Genomic DNA, 17,951 nt, shown 5'->3' on the forward strand with positions numbered 1-17,951 from the left:
ACGCAGCGGCGTCGGTTTTTTTTTGCTCACAGAGTTAGCGCGGAGAGACGGTAATCTGGCTGCCGTTGGACGCCAGCGCCACGCGCTGACCGACCGAGTAGCGGCTGGCCGCCTGCTTCTGCACCACCATGATGGTATTGCCGTCATCCTTACGAATTTCCAGCTCCACGCCGTCGGCTTTATTGATCGCGCCCTGCACGCCCTGGCCCGCCAGGCCGCCGGCAATTGCGCCGCCTGCGGTGGCCAGGCTGCGTCCGGTGCCGCCGCCGATGGTGTTGCCGAGGAAACCGCCCAGCACCGCGCCGCCGATAGCGCCGATCACGTTGTTATCATCGCCGCCCTGAATTTTTACCGGACGGACCGACACCAGCGTGCCGTAAGAGACGCTCTGAACCTGTTTGGCCTCACTGGCACTGTAGGTATCGCCGGAGAGCGTGCTGGTATTTGAGCAGCCGGCCAGCGTAATGCCAGCCAGTGCGACCGCAACGAAACGCTTGATCATCTGTAACTCCTTTCTTAAGCAATGCGCCATGTGTATCGCGAAATCCTGCAAACAGTATAAGACACAAAGCAAATTAATCTTAGTCTGAGTAAAACAGGGTAGAGCCAAGCATAGACTATCGGCGGTTAACAATAATTCAACCGCAGCGCAAAAAAAGCGGGCGCAACGCCGTTTGTCGCACAAAGTTGCGAGAAAACCTGAGGTAAACGTCGAATCGGACGCGGGAATTTGCCAGACTGATCGCAGTTGAATCGCACTTCCGCCAGGGAGTAAGGAGCAGGAATGAAATCAGGACGTTATATCGGCGTGATGTCGGGTACCAGCCTCGATGGCGTCGACGTGGTGCTGGCCGCCATCGATGACAATATGGTGGCGCAGCAGGCCAGCTACTGCCATCCGATGCCGGGCGATCTGCGTCAGCAGATCCTGGCGATTTGCCAGGGGCAGACGCTGACGCTCTCGCAGCTCGGCCAGCTCGATACCCGGCTCGGCCAGCTTTTCGCCGAGGCGGTCAATACGCTGATGCGGCGCGAGGCGCTGGAGCCGAGCGATATCGTCGCCATCGGCTGTCATGGACAGACCGTCTGGCATGAGCCGCAGAGCGACGCGCCCAATACGCTGCAAATCGGCGACAACAATCAGCTGGTGGCGGCGACCGGCATTACCGTGGTGGGCGATTTTCGCCGGCGCGATATGGCGCTGGGCGGACAGGGCGCGCCGCTGGTGCCCGCCTTTCACCAGGCGCTGCTGATGGATGCGGTCGAGCGCCGCATGGTGCTCAACATCGGCGGCATCGCCAATCTTTCGCTGCTGCTGCCTGGCCAGCCGGTGCGCGGCTTCGATACCGGACCCGGCAATATGCTGATCGACGCCTGGATCTGGCGTCATCAGGGCAAGCCTTTCGACCAGGACGGCGCCTGGGCGCGCAGCGGCAAGGTGGCGCCCGCGCTGCTGGAGCAGATGCTGGGCGACCCCTGGTTCGCGCTGCCGCCGCCGAAAAGCACCGGGCGCGAGCATTTCAATCTGGGCTGGGTCGAGCGCCAGCTGCAAACCTTCCCCGGCCTGGCGCCGCAGGATGTGCAGGCGACGCTGACCGAGCTGAGCGCCGTGACCATCGCGCAGCAGGTGCAGCTGAATGACGGCTGCGATCGGTTGCTGGTGTGCGGCGGCGGCGGGCGTAATCCGCTGCTGATGGCGCGTCTGGCCGCGCTGCTGCCCGGCACCGAAGTCGCCGCCACCGACAGCGCGGGCATCCGCGGCGACGACATGGAGGCGCTGGCGTTCGCCTGGCTGGCCTGCCGCACGCTTTCTGGCCTGCCGGGTAACCTGCCCGCCGTCACTGGCGCGCGCGCAAAGAGCGTGCTCGGCGCCATCTACCCGGCGAATCCGTTCTACTGACAGTAAGGAAAATAACGATGAAACAGGGGTTAACCTTGGCCGCCGCGCTGCTGCTGGCGGGATGCGGACTGATGAACAAGCAGCCCGAGGCGCCGCAGACGCTGCACTACCGCTGCGGCACGCTGCCGCTGACGGTCACGCTCGACAACGCCAGCGAGCAGGTGAGCTTTATTATGGATGGCCAGCCGCTGACGCTGAAACGCGCGATCTCTGCCTCAGGCGCGCGCTACAGCGACGGAAAATATGTATTCTGGAGCAAAGGCGAGACCGCCTTTATCGAGCGTGACGACAAAATCGTCGTGAATGACTGTGAACTGCAGCCTGCCAGCCAGACTGCTCATTTTGAGTAACCCGTATGAGCACGAATTTCACACTGCAAGATATCGCCAGCCTGCGCCGCGAGTATACGCGCGGCGGGCTGCGCCGTAAGGATCTGCCTGAGCAGCCGCTGGCGCTGTTCGAAACCTGGCTACGCCAGGCGTGCGACGCGCAGCTGCCCGATCCCACCGCCATGACCGTGGCGACGGTGGATGAGCAGGGCCAGCCTTACCAGCGCATCGTGCTGCTAAAGCACTATGACGACAGCGGCCTGGTGTTCTACACCAACCTCGGCAGCCGCAAGGCGCAGCAGCTGGCGAACAATCCGCGCATTTCGCTGCATTTTCCCTGGCACTTCCTCGAGCGTCAGGTGATGGTGCTGGGCGAAGTGGAAAAACTCTCGCCGCTGGAGGTGCTGAAATATTTCCACAGCCGTCCACGCGACAGTCAGATCGGCGCCTGGGTGTCGCGTCAGTCGAGCCGCATCTCGGCGCGCGGCGTGCTGGAGGGAAAATTCCTCGAGCTGAAGCAGAAGTTTCAGCAGGGCGAGGTGCCGCTGCCGAGCTTCTGGGGCGGATACCGGGTTAAATTTTATACCATGGAGTTCTGGCAGGGCGGCGAGCATCGCCTGCACGACCGTTTCCTCTACCAGCGCAGCGACAACGGCTGGAAAATCGACCGCTTAGCCCCGTAAAACAGCGTTTTTCTCCGCTCTCAGCGCTGGCAAGGAAGTCGCCAGCGCTTTATGCTATAGCCCTCATTTTTTTCTTCCGCACTCAGCGGAAAGCTGTGTACCAGCATAGGTGCAGTCTGATCAATTTGGAGTCAGTGATGACCAGCAGTAACCTGATACAACAATTGCAGGAACGGGGCTTAATCGCCCAGGTAACGGACGAGGAAGCGTTAGCAGAGCGACTGGCGCAAGGGCCGATCGCCCTCTATTGCGGCTTCGATCCGACCGCTGACAGCTTGCATTTGGGCCATCTGGTGCCGCTGCTCTGCCTGAAACGTTTTCAGGATGCCGGACACAAGCCGGTCGCGCTGGTGGGTGGTGCCACCGGTCTGATTGGCGATCCCAGCTTTAAAGCAGCAGAACGTAAACTCAATACCAGCGAAACCGTCGGCGAATGGGTTGAGAAGATCCGCCGTCAGGTGGCGCCGTTCCTCGATTTCGACTGCGGCGACAACAGCGCTATCGCCGCCAACAACTACGACTGGTTCGGCGGCATGAACGTGCTGACCTTCCTGCGCGATATCGGCAAGCACTTCTCTGTGAATCAGATGATCAACAAAGAAGCGGTGAAACAGCGCCTGAACCGCGACGACCAGGGGATCTCCTTTACCGAGTTCTCCTACAACCTGCTGCAGGGCTATGACTTCGCCGAGCTGAACAAGCGTCACGGCGTCGCGCTGCAGATTGGTGGATCCGATCAGTGGGGCAATATCACCTCCGGCATCGATCTGACGCGTCGTCTCTATCAGAACCAGGTCTTCGGCCTGACGGTGCCGCTGATCACCAAATCAGACGGCACCAAGTTTGGTAAAACCGAAGGCGGTGCGGTGTGGCTCGATGCGAAGAAAACCAGCCCCTATAAGTTCTACCAGTTCTGGATCAACACCGCGGACGCCGACGTCTACCGCTTCCTGAAGTTCTTCACCTTCCTTAGCCTTGACGAGATCAACGCGCTGGAAGAAGAGGACAAAAACAGCGGCAAGGCGCCGCGCGCGCAGTACGTGCTGGCCGAGAACGTCACGCGCCTGGTGCATGGCGAGGCGGGCCTGGCGGCGGCGAAACGTATCACCGACAGCCTCTTCTCCGGCGCGCTGAGCGAGATGACCGAAGCGGACTTCGAACAGCTGGCGCAGGACGGTATGCCGACCGTGCAGCTCGGCGCGGAAGACGATCTGCAGCAGGCGCTGGTCAAGGCCGAACTGGTGCCGTCACGCGGCCAGGCGCGCACCATGATCGGCTCCAACGCCGTCACCCTGAACGGCGAGAAGCAGTCGGACGCGGAGTATCGCTTCAGCGACAGCGACAAGCTGTTCGGTCGCTACACGCTGCTGCGTCGCGGCAAAAAACACTACTGCCTGATCGTCTGGCAGTAAGCGCTTCAGGGCCGGTTTCCGGCCCTTTTTTTATGGCAGGCAAGGGCAAGACAGCAACAGCATAATGAAAAATATTCTCGCAATTCAGTCGCACGTCGTCTTCGGTCACGCCGGCAATGCCGCCGCCGAATTTCCGATGCGGCGCATGGGGGCCAACGTCTGGCCGCTGAACACCGTACAGTTCTCCAACCACACGCAGTACGGCCACTGGACCGGCACCGTGATGCCCGCCACGCATCTGACCGATATCGTTAAGGGCATCAGCGATATCGATCGGCTGAAAACCTGCGACGCGGTGCTGAGCGGCTATCTCGGCTCCGCCGAGCAGGGCGAGCAGATCCTCGAGATCGTGCGCATGGTGAAGGCCGCCAATCCCGACGCCTGGTTCTTTTGCGATCCGGTGATGGGACATCCTGAAAAAGGCTGCATCGTGGCGCCTGGCGTGGCGGAGTACCACTGCAAATATGCCATGCCCGCCAGCGATATTATCGCGCCCAACCTGCTGGAGCTGGAGATGCTCAGCGAGCGCAGCGTTGCCAGCGTGGAAGAGGCGATTGCCGCGGCGCGTGCGCTGATTGCGCAGGGGCCGCGCGTGGTGCTGGTGAAACACCTGGCGCGCGCCGGACGCCGCAGCGATCGCTTCGAGATGCTGCTGGTCACGGCGGAAGAGGCCTGGCACATCAGCCGGCCGCTGGTCGATTTCGGCGTGCGTCAGCCGGTCGGCGTCGGCGACCTCACCAGCGGCCTGCTGCTGGTCAACCTGCTGCACGGCAAGGATCTGCGCAGCGCGCTGGAGCACGTCACCGCCGCGGTCTATGAGGTGATGCTGACCACGCACGCCATGGGCGAGTATGAGCTGCAGCTGGTGGCCGCTCAGGACGCCATCGCGCAGCCGACCCAGCACTTTGCCGCTGAGCGACTGTAATCTCTGTCAGGGCCGACCGCGCGTCGGCCCCGTTTCCTGAGCCAGACCTTCCGCCTTGAGCGCCGCCTGCACCGCAGGCCGCTGCGACGTCCGCTGAAACCAGGCCTCCAGCGCCGTTAAGCCATCCAGCTCTAGCTTCAGCGCGTGCGCCCAGCGCACCATCACATAAAGATAAGCGTCCGCCACGCTAAAGCGCAGCCCCATTAGCCACTGCTTATCCTGCAGCGCCTTGTCGACGAAGCGAAACTGCTGCTCCAGCCGGGCGCGCAGCAGCGGCTTATAGCTGTCGGGCGTGTCGGGTTTAAACAGCGGCGTAAAGGTTTTATGCAGCTCGCTGCTGATAAAGCTGAGCCACTCCAGCGTATGGTAGCGCGTCAGGCTGCCAACCGGCGCCAGCAGCTGGCGATCGGGCTTCAGGTCCGCCAGATACTGTACGATCGCTACCCCTTCGGTCAGCAGGGTGCCGTCATCCAGCTCCAGCGCCGGCACCTGGCCTTTGGGATTGATTTGCCAGTAATCTTCGCTGCATTCGGTGACTTTCTTCACCAGATCGACGCTTACCTGGGTGAAGTCGAGCCCGCACTCGCGCAGCACGATATGCGGCGAAAGCGAGCAGGCTCCCGCCTTACAGAACAGTTTCATCACGGACCTCCGGGTTTCGACAGGATCATTGCAGCTTAATGCGTTGCCGCCGATTTGCCAGTGACCGCGATCAAGCGCCGCCGCTGGCCCGGAAAAAGAGAAAAAAAAGCCGGGCGCATGGCCCGGCAGCAGGAGGCGTGAAGCATCAGGCCTGCGCTTTTTTCAGCTCTGCCTGCGGCGACTGCGCCATGCGGTTCAGCAGCGGCGCGGTCAGCAGCATCAGCACGGCGATCACGCCGGTGACGATGCCAATCTGCTGGAAGACGCTGCTGTAGACGTTCAGCGACGCCAGCGGATCGGTGACGTTTTCCGGCACCGCCATCAGGCCCGCCACTTTACCGGCGATCATCGCCGCGCCAGCGGTGGTCAGGAACCAGGAGCCCATGATAAAGCCCATCAGACGCTGCGGCACCAGCTGTGCCACCATCGCCAGACCCAGGCCGGAGATCATCAGCTCGCCGATGCTCTGCAGCGCATAGCTCAGGATCAGCCAGTTCACCGAAACGATACCCGCATCAGAAGCGAACTTCGCGCCGAGCGGCAGCACCAGGAAGGCGGCGGAGCAGAGCACCATACCGATAGCGAACTTAAACGGCATCGGCAGCTTATCACCCAGCTTGTTGTAGACCGCCGCCAGCAGCGGGCTGGCCAGCATGATCCAGAACGGGTTAAGCGCCTGGAACTGCTCCGGCTCGAAGGTGATGCCCAGAATGGTGTGCTCAACGTTGCGGATGGCGAAGAAGTTAAGCGAGGTCGGCATCTGCATATAGAGCACGAAGAAAACGATCGCCTCTACCATCAGCAGAAAGGCCACGATCATTTTGCGACGCGCCGCGCCGTGCAGCGAGAAGGCCTCTTTGGCGAAGATCAGGATAATGCCCAGCGCCACCACGCCCAGCGTAATGCGCGCGATGGTCTGGTTATGCAGTAGCCAGGTGGCGATAGCGACCAGCACCACTACGCCAACCAGCGTCATCAGCAGCTTGCTGACGTTGAGCGGGGCGAAGTCCGGCTTTGAACCGTAGTTTTTCACCAGGCCTTTACAGAACAGGAAATTGAGCAGGGTGATCACCAGGCCAACGACCGACAGTGAAAAGGCAACGCTCCAGCCATATTTCGCCGCCAGCCACGGGGTCAGCATCATCGAGAAGAGCGAACCGACGTTGATGGACATGTAGAACATGGTGAAGGCGCCGTCGAGGCGCGGATCGTCTTTTTCGTAGCAGGTAGAAAGCAGCGAAGACGGGTTGGCTTTAAACAGGCCGCTGCCGACCGCAATGGTCGCCATGCCGACATAGACCATGCCGACGTCGTGCCCGGAGAAGGCAACCAGCGCATAACCGAGCGCCAGCACGATAACGCCCAGCACGATAACGCGTTTGGTGCCCAGCACCTTATCGCCCAGCCAGCCGCCAATCGCCACCAGGCCGTAGACCAGCGCGCTGAATGAAGCAAAAAGGGTAATAGACGCCGCTTCCGACATGCCGAGCTGCTTAACCAGGTAAACAGCCATGATGGCCTGCAGGCCGTAAAAGCCAAAACGTTCCCACAACTCAATCGAGAAGATCAGGTAGAACGCCTTCGGCTGTTTGAACGCATTGAGGCTGACCGCCTCATCAGTGTGTTTGTTTGCAGTTGACACGTGTACCTCAGTTTTTCTCGTACCCTGTTTTACGACAGGAAATAAGTCCGCGTCATGTCAGGATTCCATGCGCGACATTGTTATTAGTAGGGAAAAGCGGCGCCTAATGTGGCTGATTAAGCGCATCAGGGCAAGAATTTTTTGAATGCTGAAAACCCCTGGCGAGGTAAGGTTTAAAAACTTAACCGCGCCTGGGAATCGGATTTAAATTTCAGTGAGGAAGATTATATCAGAACAAACGTTTGTTTTTCACGCGTGAAGGGCGATATAAACAAGATAAGCTGCTTTTGCGGTGATCGGCAGATTATGGTGTCAATGATTGATAATTAATCAGCTTTTTGTTCGGCATTTATGGCGTTTATTAGCCAGTTTGCATAAGGATCAAACAGATTGTCTTCCGGAAAGGGGGGTGGTGCGGTAAAAGTTGATCTCTCGCACAAAATTTGCAATTAATTCATGAAGTAAAAGAAGAAAGCGTTTGCGCAGGCCTAAAAGGCGGGAAAAAAGCGGCGATAAGGCAAAACGGAAGGGGAAAAAAACAGATCGCTTCGCGGGCCAGGCAGCGGCTTTTTCGGCGCCTGAACGCGGCAACGTTGTCAGATAAAGATTGCGATTTTTACCGTATCGACAACAAATTAACGATCCGGTAACCTCGAAATTTCCCCTTACAGGACGTAATCATGGCAGCTTCTTTAAACCTGGCGCTGGTGGGCGATTATCGCGCCAGCGCCGTTGCACATCAGGCTATTCCTCTGGCTATCGAGCGCGCCGCCCAGCACCTCGGCGCATCTGTCTCTTTCAACTGGCTGGCAACCGACGAGGCAGGCGTGGTCGACGCCGCGCGCCGCAGCGATGCCCTCTGGGTGGTGCCGGGCAGCCCCTATAAAAACGATGACGCCGTGTTTGAAATTATTCGCTGGGCGCGCGAGCATCGCCATCCGTTTCTTGGATCCTGCGGCGGCTTTCAGTATGCAGTGATTGAATATGCGCGCAACGCGCTGGGCTGGCAGGATGCGAATCACGCCGAAACCGACGAAGGCGGCCGTATGGTGATTGCGCCCCTGAGCTGTTCGCTGGTAGAGCAGCGAGGCGAGGTGAGGTTCGCGCCGGGATCGCGCATCGCCGAGGCCTATGGCGCGCAGTCGAGTGATGAGGGCTACCACTGTAATTTTGGCGTCAATCCCGCCTTTAGCGAGGCGCTGGAGGGGGAGAATCTGCGCATTACCTCATGGGACGCTGCAGGAGACGTGCGCGGCATTGAGCTGATCGATCACCCTTACTTTGTCGCCACGCTATTTCAGTCGGAGCGGGCGGCGCTGCAGGATAAAGCGTCGCCGCTGGTTATCGCCTGGCTGCAGGCGGCGCTGGCGCGCGGCTGACGCGTAACGGGCGTCGCGACGCCCGTTAAATCTCGGTCTTGTCGGGAAACTCGCACAGATCTTCGATCAGGCAGGCGCCACAGCGCGGCTTGCGCGCCACGCAGGTGTAGCGGCCATGCAAGATCAACCAGTGATGGCAGTCGACCTTAAACTCTTTTGGCACCACCTTCAGCAGCTTCGCCTCAACTTCCTCGACGTTTTTCCCCGGCGCAAAGCGGGTGCGGTTGCTGACGCGGAAAATGTGGGTGTCGACCGCGATGGTCGGCCAGCCGAAAGCGGTATTCAGCACCACGTTGGCGGTTTTGCGGCCGACGCCAGGCAGCGCCTCCAGCGCGGCGCGATCTTCTGGCACCTCGCCGCCGTGCTGCTCCAGCAGGATGCGACAGGTCTTGATAACGTTTTCCGCTTTACTGTTGAACAGGCCGATGGTTTTGATATGTTCCTTGACCCCATCGACGCCCAGCGCCAGCATCGCGGCGGGGGTATTCGCTATCGGATACAGCTTCGCCGTGGCTTTATTGACGCTAACGTCGGTAGCCTGCGCCGACAGCAAAACGGCGATCAGCAGTTCAAACGGCGAGGAGAAGTTAAGCTCGGTGGTGGGATGCGGGTTACTGGCCCGCAGCCGGCTAAGAATTTCTACGCGTTTGCTCTGATTCACACCGCTTTCCCGGCAGGCGCGTGCGGTTCGGCCGCTGCGGCTTCAGCGTCGCGGCGTGCGGCGCGCTGTTTCATCTTCTGATCGATAAGGTACTTCGCCGCCAGCAGCATGCCGAGTCCGATAAAGGCGCCCGGCGGCAGCATCGCCAGCAGCATCGGCGAGTCGAAATGCACCACCTCGATGCGCAGCGCCTTCGCCCACGGACCCAGCAGCTGATCCGCGCCGTTAAACAGCGTGCCGCTGCCGATCAGCTCGCGAATCGAGCCAAGCGTCACCATGGCGCAGGTGGCGCCCATGCCGATAGCAAAGCCATCCAGCGCGGCAAGGGGAATGCTGCTCTTCGAGGCGACCGCTTCGGCACGGCCCACCACGATGCAGTTGGTGACGATCAGCGGAATAAAGATGCCGAGTGACTGATAAAGACCATAGGCGTAAGCGTTGATCAGCATCTGTACGCAGCTCACCACCGAGGCGATGATCATCACATAGATCGGAATGCGAATTTCCGACGGCACCCAGCGGCGCGAGGCGGAAATGGCGCTGTTGGTGATGGTCAACACCAGCGTGGTCGCCAGCCCCAGGCCCAGCGCGTTGGTGGCCGTCGAGGTGACCGCCAGCAGTGGACAGAGCCCCAGCAGCTGCACCAGCGCCGAGTTGTTTTTCCACAGGCCGCCAACCAGTAAATTCTTAGCTTCACTCATTTGCGTCTCCACATTCAGGCAGCGACGAGAGCCTGCCGCTCAAAGATTCAATCAGAAGCGCGGTTCGTTTGGTGGCGTTGACCACGGCGCGCGGGGTAATGGTGGCGCCGGTAAACTGGTCGAATTCGCCGCCGTCTTTCTTCACCGCAAAGGCTTTATCGTCGGCGCCGTGCACCACTTTGCCGTTGAAGCTGTTGATCCAGTCAGAGATGCGCAGCTCGATTTTGTCACCGAGTCCGGGCGTTTCGTGATGTTCGATGACGCGCACGCCCAGCACTTTGCCATGAAAATCGGCGCCGACCAGCATCTGGATGGCACCAGAATAGCCATCCGGCGCGGTGGTCTCAAGCGCGGCGGCAACCGGCGTATCGCCTTTGCGCGCCAGATAGAGATGATGCGGCGCGGCGTTGCCCAGCGCGGCGTCGGTGACAAGGTAACATTCGCGCTGGATCTGATTATCGTACAGATCCACCGGCACCACCTGATCCAGCAGGTTTTTCTGGTTGAGCGCCGTCTGATGCGCGATGGTTGGTTTGGTCACGTAGTTCACCACCGCAGTCAAACCGGTGGTGAAGACGGCGAACAGCGCCAGGGTGACGGCGTTTTTACGGATAGTCTCAAGCATCGATCACTCCTTGCGATGGCCGTAAACGCGCGGCTGCGTGTAGTAATCGATCAGCGGCACGCAAATATTCGCCAGCAGCACGGCAAAGGCGACGCCGTCCGGATAGCCGCCGAAACTGCGGATCAGCCACACCAGCAGACCGATCAGCGCGCCGTAAATCAGACGCCCGCGGTTGGTGGTGGAGGCGGTCACCGGATCGGTGGCGATAAAAAACGCGCCGAGCATGGTGGCGCCGGAAAAGAGGTGGATCAGCGGCGTGTTCAGGCTCTCGGGCGAAATCAGCCAGCCCAGCGTGGCGCAGAGGGCCAGCGACAGCAGCATCGCGGCGGGAATATGCCAGCGAATGGCGTTCTTCCACAGCAGGAACAGGCCGCCCGCCAGATAGCCGACGTTAATCCACTGCCAGCCGAGACCGGCCAGCACGCCGGTGTAAATCGGCTGCGCCAGCAGCTGCTCCGCGCTGTGGCCGGCGCGCAGGCCGGTTTTGAAGGTATCCAGCGGCGTTGCCTGGCTGACGCCGTCGACGCCGAGCTGCAACTGCTGCATGGTGTCGCCCGCCAGCGTATGGCCGGTGAAGATCATGCTCAGCGAGTCGAGCAGGCCGGGCTTCACCGCCTGCAGCGCGTCGGGCGGCAGCCAGCTGGTCATCTGTACCGGGAAGGAGATCAGCAGCACCACATAGCCGACCATTGCCGGGTTGAAGGGGTTCTGGCCCAGCCCGCCGTAGAGCTGCTTGGCAATGACGATAGCGAACAGGGTGCCAATCACCACCAGCCACCAGGGCGCGAGCGGCGGCAGGCTAATGCCGATCAGCACGGCGGTGAGCAGCGCGGAGTTATCCGCGAGGCTGGGGACGATCGGCGCCTTGCGCAGGCGCAGAATGGCCGCTTCCGCCAGCCAGGCGGTCAGGACCGCCAGCAGCAGCTGAAACAGGCTGCCGTAGCCAAAGAAATAGCATTGCGCGGCAAAGCCGGGCACGGCCGCCAGCGCCACCAGCAGCATGATATTGCCGGTGCTGCGGCGGTTGTGGGTATAGGGAGAACTTGCGATACGAAAAGCCATTTATTCCTCAAACGTCGACGGCGTCTGCGCTTTACGCGCTTTGGCCCGGGCGATAGCGGCAGCGACGGCTGCCTTGCGCGCGTCTTGCGACGGATGCGCATCACTGTTTTCAACGTCGGGGGTCACGACGTCCTTTTCTGACTGCTGCGCGGCGGCGGCTTTTTTCGCCTTCGCACGCGCGATAGCGGCTTCCACCGCCGCCTTACGCGGATCCACCGGCGGCACATCCTCAACCGGCAATACCTCTTCGGTCAGGGTGCCAGCGGCAGCCTGCGCCGCTTCGGCTTTCTTCGCTTTGGCGCGGGCAATGGCGGCTTCTACCGCTGCCTTGCGCGGATCGACCGCTTCGGCTGCGGCGTCCGGCTGCGGCGCCTCGGCCTGCGCGGCTTTTTTCGCTTTGGCGCGGGCAATAGCCGCTTCCACCGCTGCCTTGCGTGGATCGACCGCTTCGACTGCGGCGTCCGGCTGCGGCGCCTCGGCCTGCGCGGCTTTTTTCGCTTTGGCGCGGGCAATGGCGGCTTCTACCGCCGCCTTGCGCGGGTCCTCTGCTGGTTCAGCAGCCTCTGGCTGCGCGACCTTCTTCGCCTTCGCACGGGCGATAGCGACCTCGACCGCCGCTTTACGCGGATCGGCCGTCTGACGGGTTACTGGCTGGGTTTCCGCCTGCGCTTCAGCCTGACGCAGATGCGCCTGCGCATGGCGCGCCTGACGCTGCGCCTCTTCCACCGCCGGATCGACTTCGCCCGCGGCCTGACGCTTCGCCATCACGCGTTCGCGCGCGGCCGCCAGCTCGCCTTCGTCGCTGCGCGCTACGCGCTGCTTCGCCTGCTCATGCTTCGCTTCGCGCGCCAGCTTCTCGCGTTCCAGACGTGCCTGGCGCGCCTCGAAGCGCGCTTTCGCCTCTGCGGTGCGCTTCGCCTCAAGGTCAATGGCGCGTAGCTCCGCCTTCTCCTGGCGGTAATACTGCACCAGCGGGATATTGCTCGGGCAGACATAGGCGCAGGCGCCGCACTCAATGCAGTCGTCGATATGGTGGGCACGCGCTTTATCGTGATCGCCGCCCTGGCTGTACCAGTAGAGCTGCTGCGGCAGCAGCTTAGCTGGACAGGCGTCAGCGCAGGCGGAGCAGCGAATACAGGACTGCTCCTCGTCGTTGTTGCCCATCTCGCTGGCGGAGGGCGCCAGAATACAGTTGGTGATCTTCACCACCGGCACATCCAGCGACGGCAGGGTAAAGCCCATCAGCGGACCGCCCATAATCACCATCTGGCGCGGCGCGGGGGTAAAGCCGACCTGATGCAGCAGATGGCTGATCGGCGTGCCGATGCGGCTCCAGACGTTGCGCGGCTGCGCTATCGCCTCGCCGGTCAGCGTCACCACGCGTTCGGTCAGCGGCTCGCCGTCGACCACCGCGCGCTTCACCGCCCAGGCGGTGCCGACGTTCTGCATCAGCACGCCGATATCGGTGGAGCGGCCGCCGTGCGGCACTTCCAGCCCGGTAAGAATTTTGGTCAGCTGCTTCGCGCCGCCGGAGGGATATTTGGTCGGAATGACGCGGATCTGCAGATCGCGCTCGCCGCCCAGCGCCCGTTTCAGCGCGGCAATCGCCTCCGGCTTGTTGTCTTCAATGCCGATCAACACGCGCTCAGCCTGCAACACCCAGGCGAGAATGCGGCTGCCTTCCAGCACTTCGGCGGCACAGTCCTGCATCAGACGGTCGTCGGCGGTGATATAGGGTTCGCATTCGGCGGCGTTGATAATCAGCGTTTTCACGCCGCGCAGCCCGCCGCGCAGCTTAGTGCCGGTCGGGAAGCCCGCGCCGCCGAGGCCGGCGACGCCCGCGTCGTGAATGCGCTGCACGATATCGGCGCGTGCGCGCTGGCGATAGTCCGCCAGCGGTTCAAGGGTCGTCCAGCGATCCTCGCCGTCCGGCGACATAAAAATGCAGAGTTCCGACAGCCCGGAAGGGTGCGCGGTCATATGCTGCGCAATGGCGTCGACGGTGCCGGAGGTGGGCGCATGGACCGGCAGCATACGGCCGTTGCCGAACGTCAGCGGCTGACCGCGCAGCACGCGATCGCCCGGCGCCACGCAGATCTCGCCTTCATGGCCGATATGCTGCTTCAGGGGAATAATAAAACGGTCCGGCAGCGGCAGCTGGCTCAGCGGCGTGCCGTTCGACTGGGTTTTCATTTCCGGCGGATGAATGCCGCCTTCGAAATCCCACAGTTTCTCTTTACGAAAGATATTCAACAGATTAAGCATGGCTTTCTACCGGGATCACCCGTACAGGAATGGTTTCAAGATCCCACTTCCAGTTAGCGGTCGTGGTCGCCACGGGACGCATCTCGATGCAGTCGGTAGGACAGGGCGCGACGCAGAGATCGCAGCCGGTGCAGACATCGCTGAGTACGGTGTGCATGGCGCGCGTCGCGCCGACGATGGCGTCGACCGGACAGGCCTGAATGCATTTGGTGCAGCCGATGCAGTTGGCTTCATCGATCCAGGCCACGGTGCGCACCGGCTCTTTTGCCGTCTCGTCGCCGTCAATCGGCTGAGGATCGACGTTGAGCAGCGCCGCCAGCTTAAGCATGGTCTGCTCGCCGCCCGGCGCGCATTTGTTGATCGCCTCGCCGTTGTTGCCCACCGCGTCCGCATAGGGACGGCAGCCAGGATAGCCGCACTGGCCGCACTGGCTCTGCGGCAGCAGCTCGTCGATCTGCTCAACGATGGGATCTTCTTCCACTTCAAAGCGGCGCGAGGCGTAGCCCAGCAGGGCGCCGAACACCAGGCTCAGCGCGCTCAGAACGATAATGGCAATCCAGATCGCGCTCATCAGAATTTCACCAGACCGGTAAAGCCCATAAACGCCAGCGCCATCAGGCCGGCGGTCACCAGCGCGATAGAGGAGCCTTTAAAGGGCGCGGGCACGTTAGCCAGCACCAGACGCTCGCGCATGCCGGCAAACAGCACCATCACCAGCGAAAAGCCGAGCGAGGCGCTGAACCCGTAAAGAGCCGCCTGTAAAAAGGTGTGGTTAAGGTTGACGCTCAACAGCGGCACGCCGAGCACCGCGCAGTTGGTGGTGATCAGCGGCAGAAAGATGCCCAGCAGGCGGTAGAGCGACGGGCTGGTTTTACGCACCACCATCTCGGTGAACTGCACCACCACCGCGATCACCAGGATATAGGCCATGGTGCGCAGGTAGACGAGGTCGAGCGGCACCAGAATCAGGTGGTTCACCAGCCAGGCGCAGATTGACGCCAGGGTGATCACGAAAGTGGTAGCGAGACCCATGCCAATCGCCGTTTCCAGTTTTTTGGAAACGCCCATAAAGGGACAAAGGCCGAGAAACTTCACCAGCACGAAGTTATTCACCAGCACAGTGCCTACAAACAGCAAGAGATAATCGGTCATTTTTTCGCCATTGATTCGGAAAGCGGCCTATTATCTGTGATCTGTGACGCTATCTCAACCACTGTGCGAGGCGCAGCGGACGCTATCGCACTCAGAATTAAATTCCTGACTAAACTCGCGGCGTTACGGCTGAATAAAGGTGCTTTTGACCCGCTGAGAACGTTTGAAATAGGGCACGAAAACCGCCGCGGCGAGCAGCGCCAGCAGCAGCGTCTGCGCAGCCTTGCCGTCGGAGACCGGCGTAAAGGCGAAGGTTTTCAGCGCCAGCAGCAGGGTCACCAGCAGCCAGATAATGTAGTGACGCGGCAGGCGACGCGAACGCTTACAAAAAATCCAGCAGACCCACAGGCTGTAGAGCCAGACCGCCAGCGCGGTGAGCAGCGAAACCGCCCAGTTAGTGACCAGCATGCCGTCGTGCGAAAACAGCGTGACGCGCCATACCGGATTAAACAGCGGGCTGAGGTACATCGCCAGCACCATGGCGCTGGTCAGCATCATCATAATCAGCCAGGCGAGCGGGAGAAGCAGCCAGCCCCCAAGACGCGGCGCGGTTACCGATTCATTCATTGAGACGATCCTGTTGCGGCGAGAAAAGCGGGGAGAATATCACGTTCCGGGCGGGCCTGCCTGCGCGCAGTCCAGACCCAAACCTGGCGGCTCAGACGACGTAGTGCCATACCGTTTTCGGCACGCGGCCCAAATCGTAAAGGCGTCCGCCCGATGCCAGCTCGGCGCGTCGATGATCCGCCGCGCGATACATATTGATAATCTCTTTATCATCGGTAAGCGAGTAGTTGAGATGATCGTAGAGTTTTTCCAGACTTTCCAGATTATTCACTTTGCGGAATTTGAGCAGGTAATCTTGCGCGGTCATGATTGCCATAATAGAGAGAACAGAGAAGCGCCCAGTATAGGGGGCCGCCGTCTGCTGTCCAGCGCCTTATGCTAAAAAAGGCATAAATGATTTATGTGCGCTAATCAATAAGTCAAAAACGCCACTTTTTATCAGGCGCGCCCGCCTGCTCAATGCGGAATAACGCCGCCAGCCGCGGCGGCAGACCCGACTCGCCGCTCTTTCTCTGCTAACGCAGCGGCAATATTAATGACGCTAATAGCAGCCAAAAGTCGCCTTGCTTAGGGCTATAAACTGCTATTTATTACGCTTAGCCGCCTGGCTGGCGCAAAACAGGTAAAGAACTCCTTACTGAGTTGAGTGCGGATTTATTGTTTTCTGCATAAGCCGCTCTGCTTACGACCATTTAGCCGCGCGACTGTGCGGATAATCACAAATTTGTTATTTCGTCTGGAGAGAAGAGTAATGACCAAAGTTTACGTATTGTTGTAATCGCTTTCAGAACTCATTTTCATAAGCGATTCTGTTTATTACATTTATTTAACCGGCATTTTCAGAAAACACAGTTAATTTGTCCATGCTCCGTTAGGCGAAACTTCGTGTTACCTGCACGTAACCCCTTTAATTTGCACTGTTTTGTGAGGCGCGTCGCCCTTATTTCGCCTGTTTTACGCCAGGCTAAACGGGCTCTTTACCCTTACTCGCAAAAGCCCTTCAGAGGAATGCAAACTATGTGGAAACGTTTACTTTTGACCGGCCTGGTCAGCGCCGCATTAACCGCGCAGGTCTCGGCGGCTGACCTGACGGTCGGCTTCTCTCAGGTCGGCTCCGAATCCGGCTGGCGTTCAGCGGAAACCAACGTGGCGAAAAGTGAAGCGGCGAAGCGCGGCATCACGCTGAAAATCGCAGACGGTCAGCAGAAGCAGGAGAACCAAATCAAGGCGGTGCGCTCGTTTATCGCCCAGGGTGTGGACGCTATCTTCATCGCGCCGGTGGTGCAGACCGGCTGGGAGCCGGTGCTGGAAGAAGCTAAAGATGCCAAAATCCCGGTCTTCCTGCTGGATCGCGCCATCGTGGTAAAAGACAAATCGCTCTATATGACGGTGGTCACCGCCGACAACGTGCTGGAAGGCAAGCTGATCGGCGACTGGCTGGTGAAAACCGTTGGCGACAAGCCGTGCAACGTCGTCGAGCTGCAGGGCACCGTCGGCGCCAGCGTGGCCATCGACCGTAAGAAAGGCTTTGCCGAGGCGATCGCCGGCCACTCCAATATCAAACTGGTGCGCTCGCAGTCGGGCGACTTTACCCGCAGCAAGGGCAAAGAGGTGATGGAGAGCTTTATCAAAGCGGAGAACAACGGCAAGAACATCTGCATGGTCTACGCGCACAACGACGATATGGCTATTGGCGCCATCCAGGCGATTAAAGAGGCGGGCCTGAAGCCGGGCAAAGATATCCTCACCGGCTCGATCGACGGCGTGCCCGATATCTATAAGGCGATGCTGGCGGGCGAAGCCAACGCCAACGTCGAGCTGACGCCCAATATGGCGGGTCCGGCTTTCGACGCGCTGGAGAAATTCAAGAAAGACGGCACGCTGCCGCCGAAAATCACCAAAACTGAATCCCGCCTCTATCTGCCAGCCGACGCCCAGGCGCAGCTGGACACCAAAAAAGGCATGGGTTACTGAGCCGCGCGCCGCTCTGCGGAGCGGCTTTTTAT

The 17,951-nt window shown here is 60.4% G+C and carries 19 protein-coding genes; 7 read left to right on the plus strand and 12 right to left on the minus strand.

Annotated elements, in window-relative coordinates:
* Positions 1-34 precede the first annotated feature (34 nt).
* Positions 35-502, minus strand: coding sequence for an outer membrane lipoprotein (locus B2J69_RS06125; RefSeq protein WP_081137384.1), 468 nt, complete (start codon positions 500-502; stop codon positions 35-37).
* 282 nt (positions 503-784) lie between these two features.
* Between B2J69_RS06125 and anmK the strand changes: the two genes are divergently transcribed.
* The 5 genes from anmK (at position 785) to pdxY (ending at position 5,249) form a co-directional block, all read left to right on the plus strand.
* The gene (gene anmK, locus B2J69_RS06130; protein ID WP_081137386.1) at positions 785-1,900 is read left to right on the plus strand and encodes an anhydro-N-acetylmuramic acid kinase; all 1,116 of its coding nucleotides are present in this window, start codon (positions 785-787) and stop codon (positions 1,898-1,900) included.
* Between the two features lie 17 nt (positions 1,901-1,917).
* A complete protein-coding gene (locus B2J69_RS06135; RefSeq protein ID WP_081137388.1) occupies positions 1,918-2,250 on the plus strand; it encodes an MliC family protein in 333 nt (110 codons plus the stop codon).
* A gap of 5 nt (positions 2,251-2,255) precedes the next feature.
* Positions 2,256-2,912: a pyridoxamine 5'-phosphate oxidase gene (gene pdxH, locus B2J69_RS06140; RefSeq protein ID WP_081137390.1), complete on the plus strand. Its 657-nt coding sequence runs from the start codon at positions 2,256-2,258 to the stop codon at positions 2,910-2,912.
* Positions 2,913-3,049: 137 nt separating this feature from the next.
* Positions 3,050-4,324 (plus strand): tyrosine--tRNA ligase, encoded by a 1,275-nt coding sequence (gene tyrS / locus B2J69_RS06145; RefSeq protein ID WP_081137391.1) that lies wholly within the window; start codon positions 3,050-3,052, stop codon positions 4,322-4,324.
* A gap of 64 nt (positions 4,325-4,388) precedes the next feature.
* Positions 4,389-5,249: a pyridoxal kinase PdxY gene (pdxY, locus tag B2J69_RS06150; RefSeq protein ID WP_081137393.1), complete on the plus strand. Its 861-nt coding sequence runs from the start codon at positions 4,389-4,391 to the stop codon at positions 5,247-5,249.
* Positions 5,250-5,255: 6 nt separating this feature from the next.
* Here the strand turns inward: pdxY and gstA are convergent, their stop codons facing one another.
* The gene (gene gstA / locus B2J69_RS06155; protein WP_081137395.1) at positions 5,256-5,891 is read right to left on the minus strand and encodes a glutathione transferase GstA; all 636 of its coding nucleotides are present in this window, start codon (positions 5,889-5,891) and stop codon (positions 5,256-5,258) included.
* Between the two features lie 145 nt (positions 5,892-6,036).
* Positions 6,037-7,533, minus strand: a complete 1,497-nt coding sequence (gene dtpA / locus B2J69_RS06160; protein ID WP_081137398.1) for a dipeptide/tripeptide permease DtpA — start codon at positions 7,531-7,533, stop codon at positions 6,037-6,039.
* A 680-nt stretch (positions 7,534-8,213) separates the two neighbouring features.
* Here dtpA and B2J69_RS06165 point away from each other — a divergent pair.
* A complete protein-coding gene (locus B2J69_RS06165; protein ID WP_081137400.1) occupies positions 8,214-8,912 on the plus strand; it encodes a CTP synthase C-terminal region-related (seleno)protein in 699 nt (232 codons plus the stop codon).
* Between the two features lie 25 nt (positions 8,913-8,937).
* Here B2J69_RS06165 and nth read toward each other — a convergent pair whose 3' ends face one another.
* The 9 genes from nth to ydgT form a co-directional block, all read right to left on the minus strand.
* Positions 8,938-9,573: an endonuclease III gene (nth, locus tag B2J69_RS06170; protein ID WP_081137402.1), complete on the minus strand. Its 636-nt coding sequence runs from the start codon at positions 9,571-9,573 to the stop codon at positions 8,938-8,940.
* On the minus strand, positions 9,570-10,274 hold the full coding sequence (locus B2J69_RS06175) for an electron transport complex subunit E (RefSeq protein WP_081137404.1): 705 nt from the start codon (positions 10,272-10,274) through the stop codon (positions 9,570-9,572). The genes nth and B2J69_RS06175 overlap by 4 nt, the downstream gene beginning before the upstream one ends.
* Complete coding sequence (gene rsxG, locus B2J69_RS06180; RefSeq protein ID WP_081137406.1) at positions 10,267-10,899, minus strand: electron transport complex subunit RsxG; 633 nt, start codon at positions 10,897-10,899, stop codon at positions 10,267-10,269. Before rsxG ends, B2J69_RS06175 begins: the two co-directional genes overlap by 8 nt.
* Before the next feature lie 3 nt (positions 10,900-10,902).
* Complete coding sequence (gene rsxD / locus B2J69_RS06185) at positions 10,903-11,961, minus strand: electron transport complex subunit RsxD (protein ID WP_081137408.1); 1,059 nt, start codon at positions 11,959-11,961, stop codon at positions 10,903-10,905.
* Positions 11,962-14,226, minus strand: a complete 2,265-nt coding sequence (gene rsxC / locus B2J69_RS06190) for an electron transport complex subunit RsxC (RefSeq protein WP_081137410.1) — start codon at positions 14,224-14,226, stop codon at positions 11,962-11,964.
* A complete protein-coding gene (rsxB, locus tag B2J69_RS06195) occupies positions 14,219-14,797 on the minus strand; it encodes an electron transport complex subunit RsxB (protein ID WP_033747391.1) in 579 nt (192 codons plus the stop codon). Before rsxB ends, rsxC begins: the two co-directional genes overlap by 8 nt.
* Positions 14,797-15,378: an electron transport complex subunit RsxA gene (gene rsxA, locus B2J69_RS06200; protein WP_033747388.1), complete on the minus strand. Its 582-nt coding sequence runs from the start codon at positions 15,376-15,378 to the stop codon at positions 14,797-14,799. Before rsxA ends, rsxB begins: the two co-directional genes overlap by 1 nt.
* 123 nt (positions 15,379-15,501) lie before the next feature.
* Entirely contained in the window at positions 15,502-15,945 is a 444-nt protein-coding gene (locus tag B2J69_RS06205) for a DUF2569 domain-containing protein (protein WP_081137412.1), read from the minus strand.
* A 91-nt stretch (positions 15,946-16,036) separates the two neighbouring features.
* Positions 16,037-16,252: a transcription modulator YdgT gene (ydgT, locus tag B2J69_RS06210; protein WP_081137414.1), complete on the minus strand. Its 216-nt coding sequence runs from the start codon at positions 16,250-16,252 to the stop codon at positions 16,037-16,039.
* Positions 16,253-16,962: 710 nt separating this feature from the next.
* On the opposite strand from ydgT, the gene ytfQ reads away from it, so the two are divergent.
* Positions 16,963-17,919: a galactofuranose ABC transporter, galactofuranose-binding protein YtfQ gene (ytfQ, locus tag B2J69_RS06215; protein ID WP_081137416.1), complete on the plus strand. Its 957-nt coding sequence runs from the start codon at positions 16,963-16,965 to the stop codon at positions 17,917-17,919.
* Positions 17,920-17,951 lie beyond the last annotated feature (32 nt).

This window comes from Pantoea latae (assembly GCF_002077695.1).
Lineage (GTDB): Bacteria > Pseudomonadota > Gammaproteobacteria > Enterobacterales > Enterobacteriaceae > Pantoea > Pantoea latae.

Bases quoted from the DNA above. Each gene is read 5' to 3' on its own strand.
- B2J69_RS06175 (WP_081137404.1), bottom strand. From the start codon at position 10,274: ATGAGTGAAGCTAAGAATTTACTGGTTGGCGGCCTGTGGAAAAACAAC.
- B2J69_RS06165 (WP_081137400.1), top strand. From the start codon at position 8,214: ATGGCAGCTTCTTTAAACCTGGCGCTGGTGGGCGATTATCGCGCCAGC.
- ydgT (WP_081137414.1), bottom strand. From the start codon at position 16,252: ATGACCGCGCAAGATTACCTGCTCAAATTCCGCAAAGTGAATAATCTG.
- rsxB (WP_033747391.1), bottom strand. From the start codon at position 14,797: ATGAGCGCGATCTGGATTGCCATTATCGTTCTGAGCGCGCTGAGCCTG.
- pdxY (WP_081137393.1), top strand. From the start codon at position 4,389: ATGAAAAATATTCTCGCAATTCAGTCGCACGTCGTCTTCGGTCACGCC.
- B2J69_RS06135 (WP_081137388.1), top strand. From the start codon at position 1,918: ATGAAACAGGGGTTAACCTTGGCCGCCGCGCTGCTGCTGGCGGGATGC.
- gstA (WP_081137395.1), bottom strand. From the start codon at position 5,891: ATGAAACTGTTCTGTAAGGCGGGAGCCTGCTCGCTTTCGCCGCATATC.
- rsxC (WP_081137410.1), bottom strand. From the start codon at position 14,226: ATGCTTAATCTGTTGAATATCTTTCGTAAAGAGAAACTGTGGGATTTC.
- B2J69_RS06205 (WP_081137412.1), bottom strand. From the start codon at position 15,945: ATGAATGAATCGGTAACCGCGCCGCGTCTTGGGGGCTGGCTGCTTCTC.
- ytfQ (WP_081137416.1), top strand. From the start codon at position 16,963: ATGTGGAAACGTTTACTTTTGACCGGCCTGGTCAGCGCCGCATTAACC.
- B2J69_RS06125 (WP_081137384.1), bottom strand. From the start codon at position 502: ATGATCAAGCGTTTCGTTGCGGTCGCACTGGCTGGCATTACGCTGGCC.
- pdxH (WP_081137390.1), top strand. From the start codon at position 2,256: ATGAGCACGAATTTCACACTGCAAGATATCGCCAGCCTGCGCCGCGAG.
- tyrS (WP_081137391.1), top strand. From the start codon at position 3,050: ATGACCAGCAGTAACCTGATACAACAATTGCAGGAACGGGGCTTAATC.
- rsxG (WP_081137406.1), bottom strand. From the start codon at position 10,899: ATGCTTGAGACTATCCGTAAAAACGCCGTCACCCTGGCGCTGTTCGCC.
- rsxD (WP_081137408.1), bottom strand. From the start codon at position 11,961: ATGGCTTTTCGTATCGCAAGTTCTCCCTATACCCACAACCGCCGCAGC.
- anmK (WP_081137386.1), top strand. From the start codon at position 785: ATGAAATCAGGACGTTATATCGGCGTGATGTCGGGTACCAGCCTCGAT.
- rsxA (WP_033747388.1), bottom strand. From the start codon at position 15,378: ATGACCGATTATCTCTTGCTGTTTGTAGGCACTGTGCTGGTGAATAAC.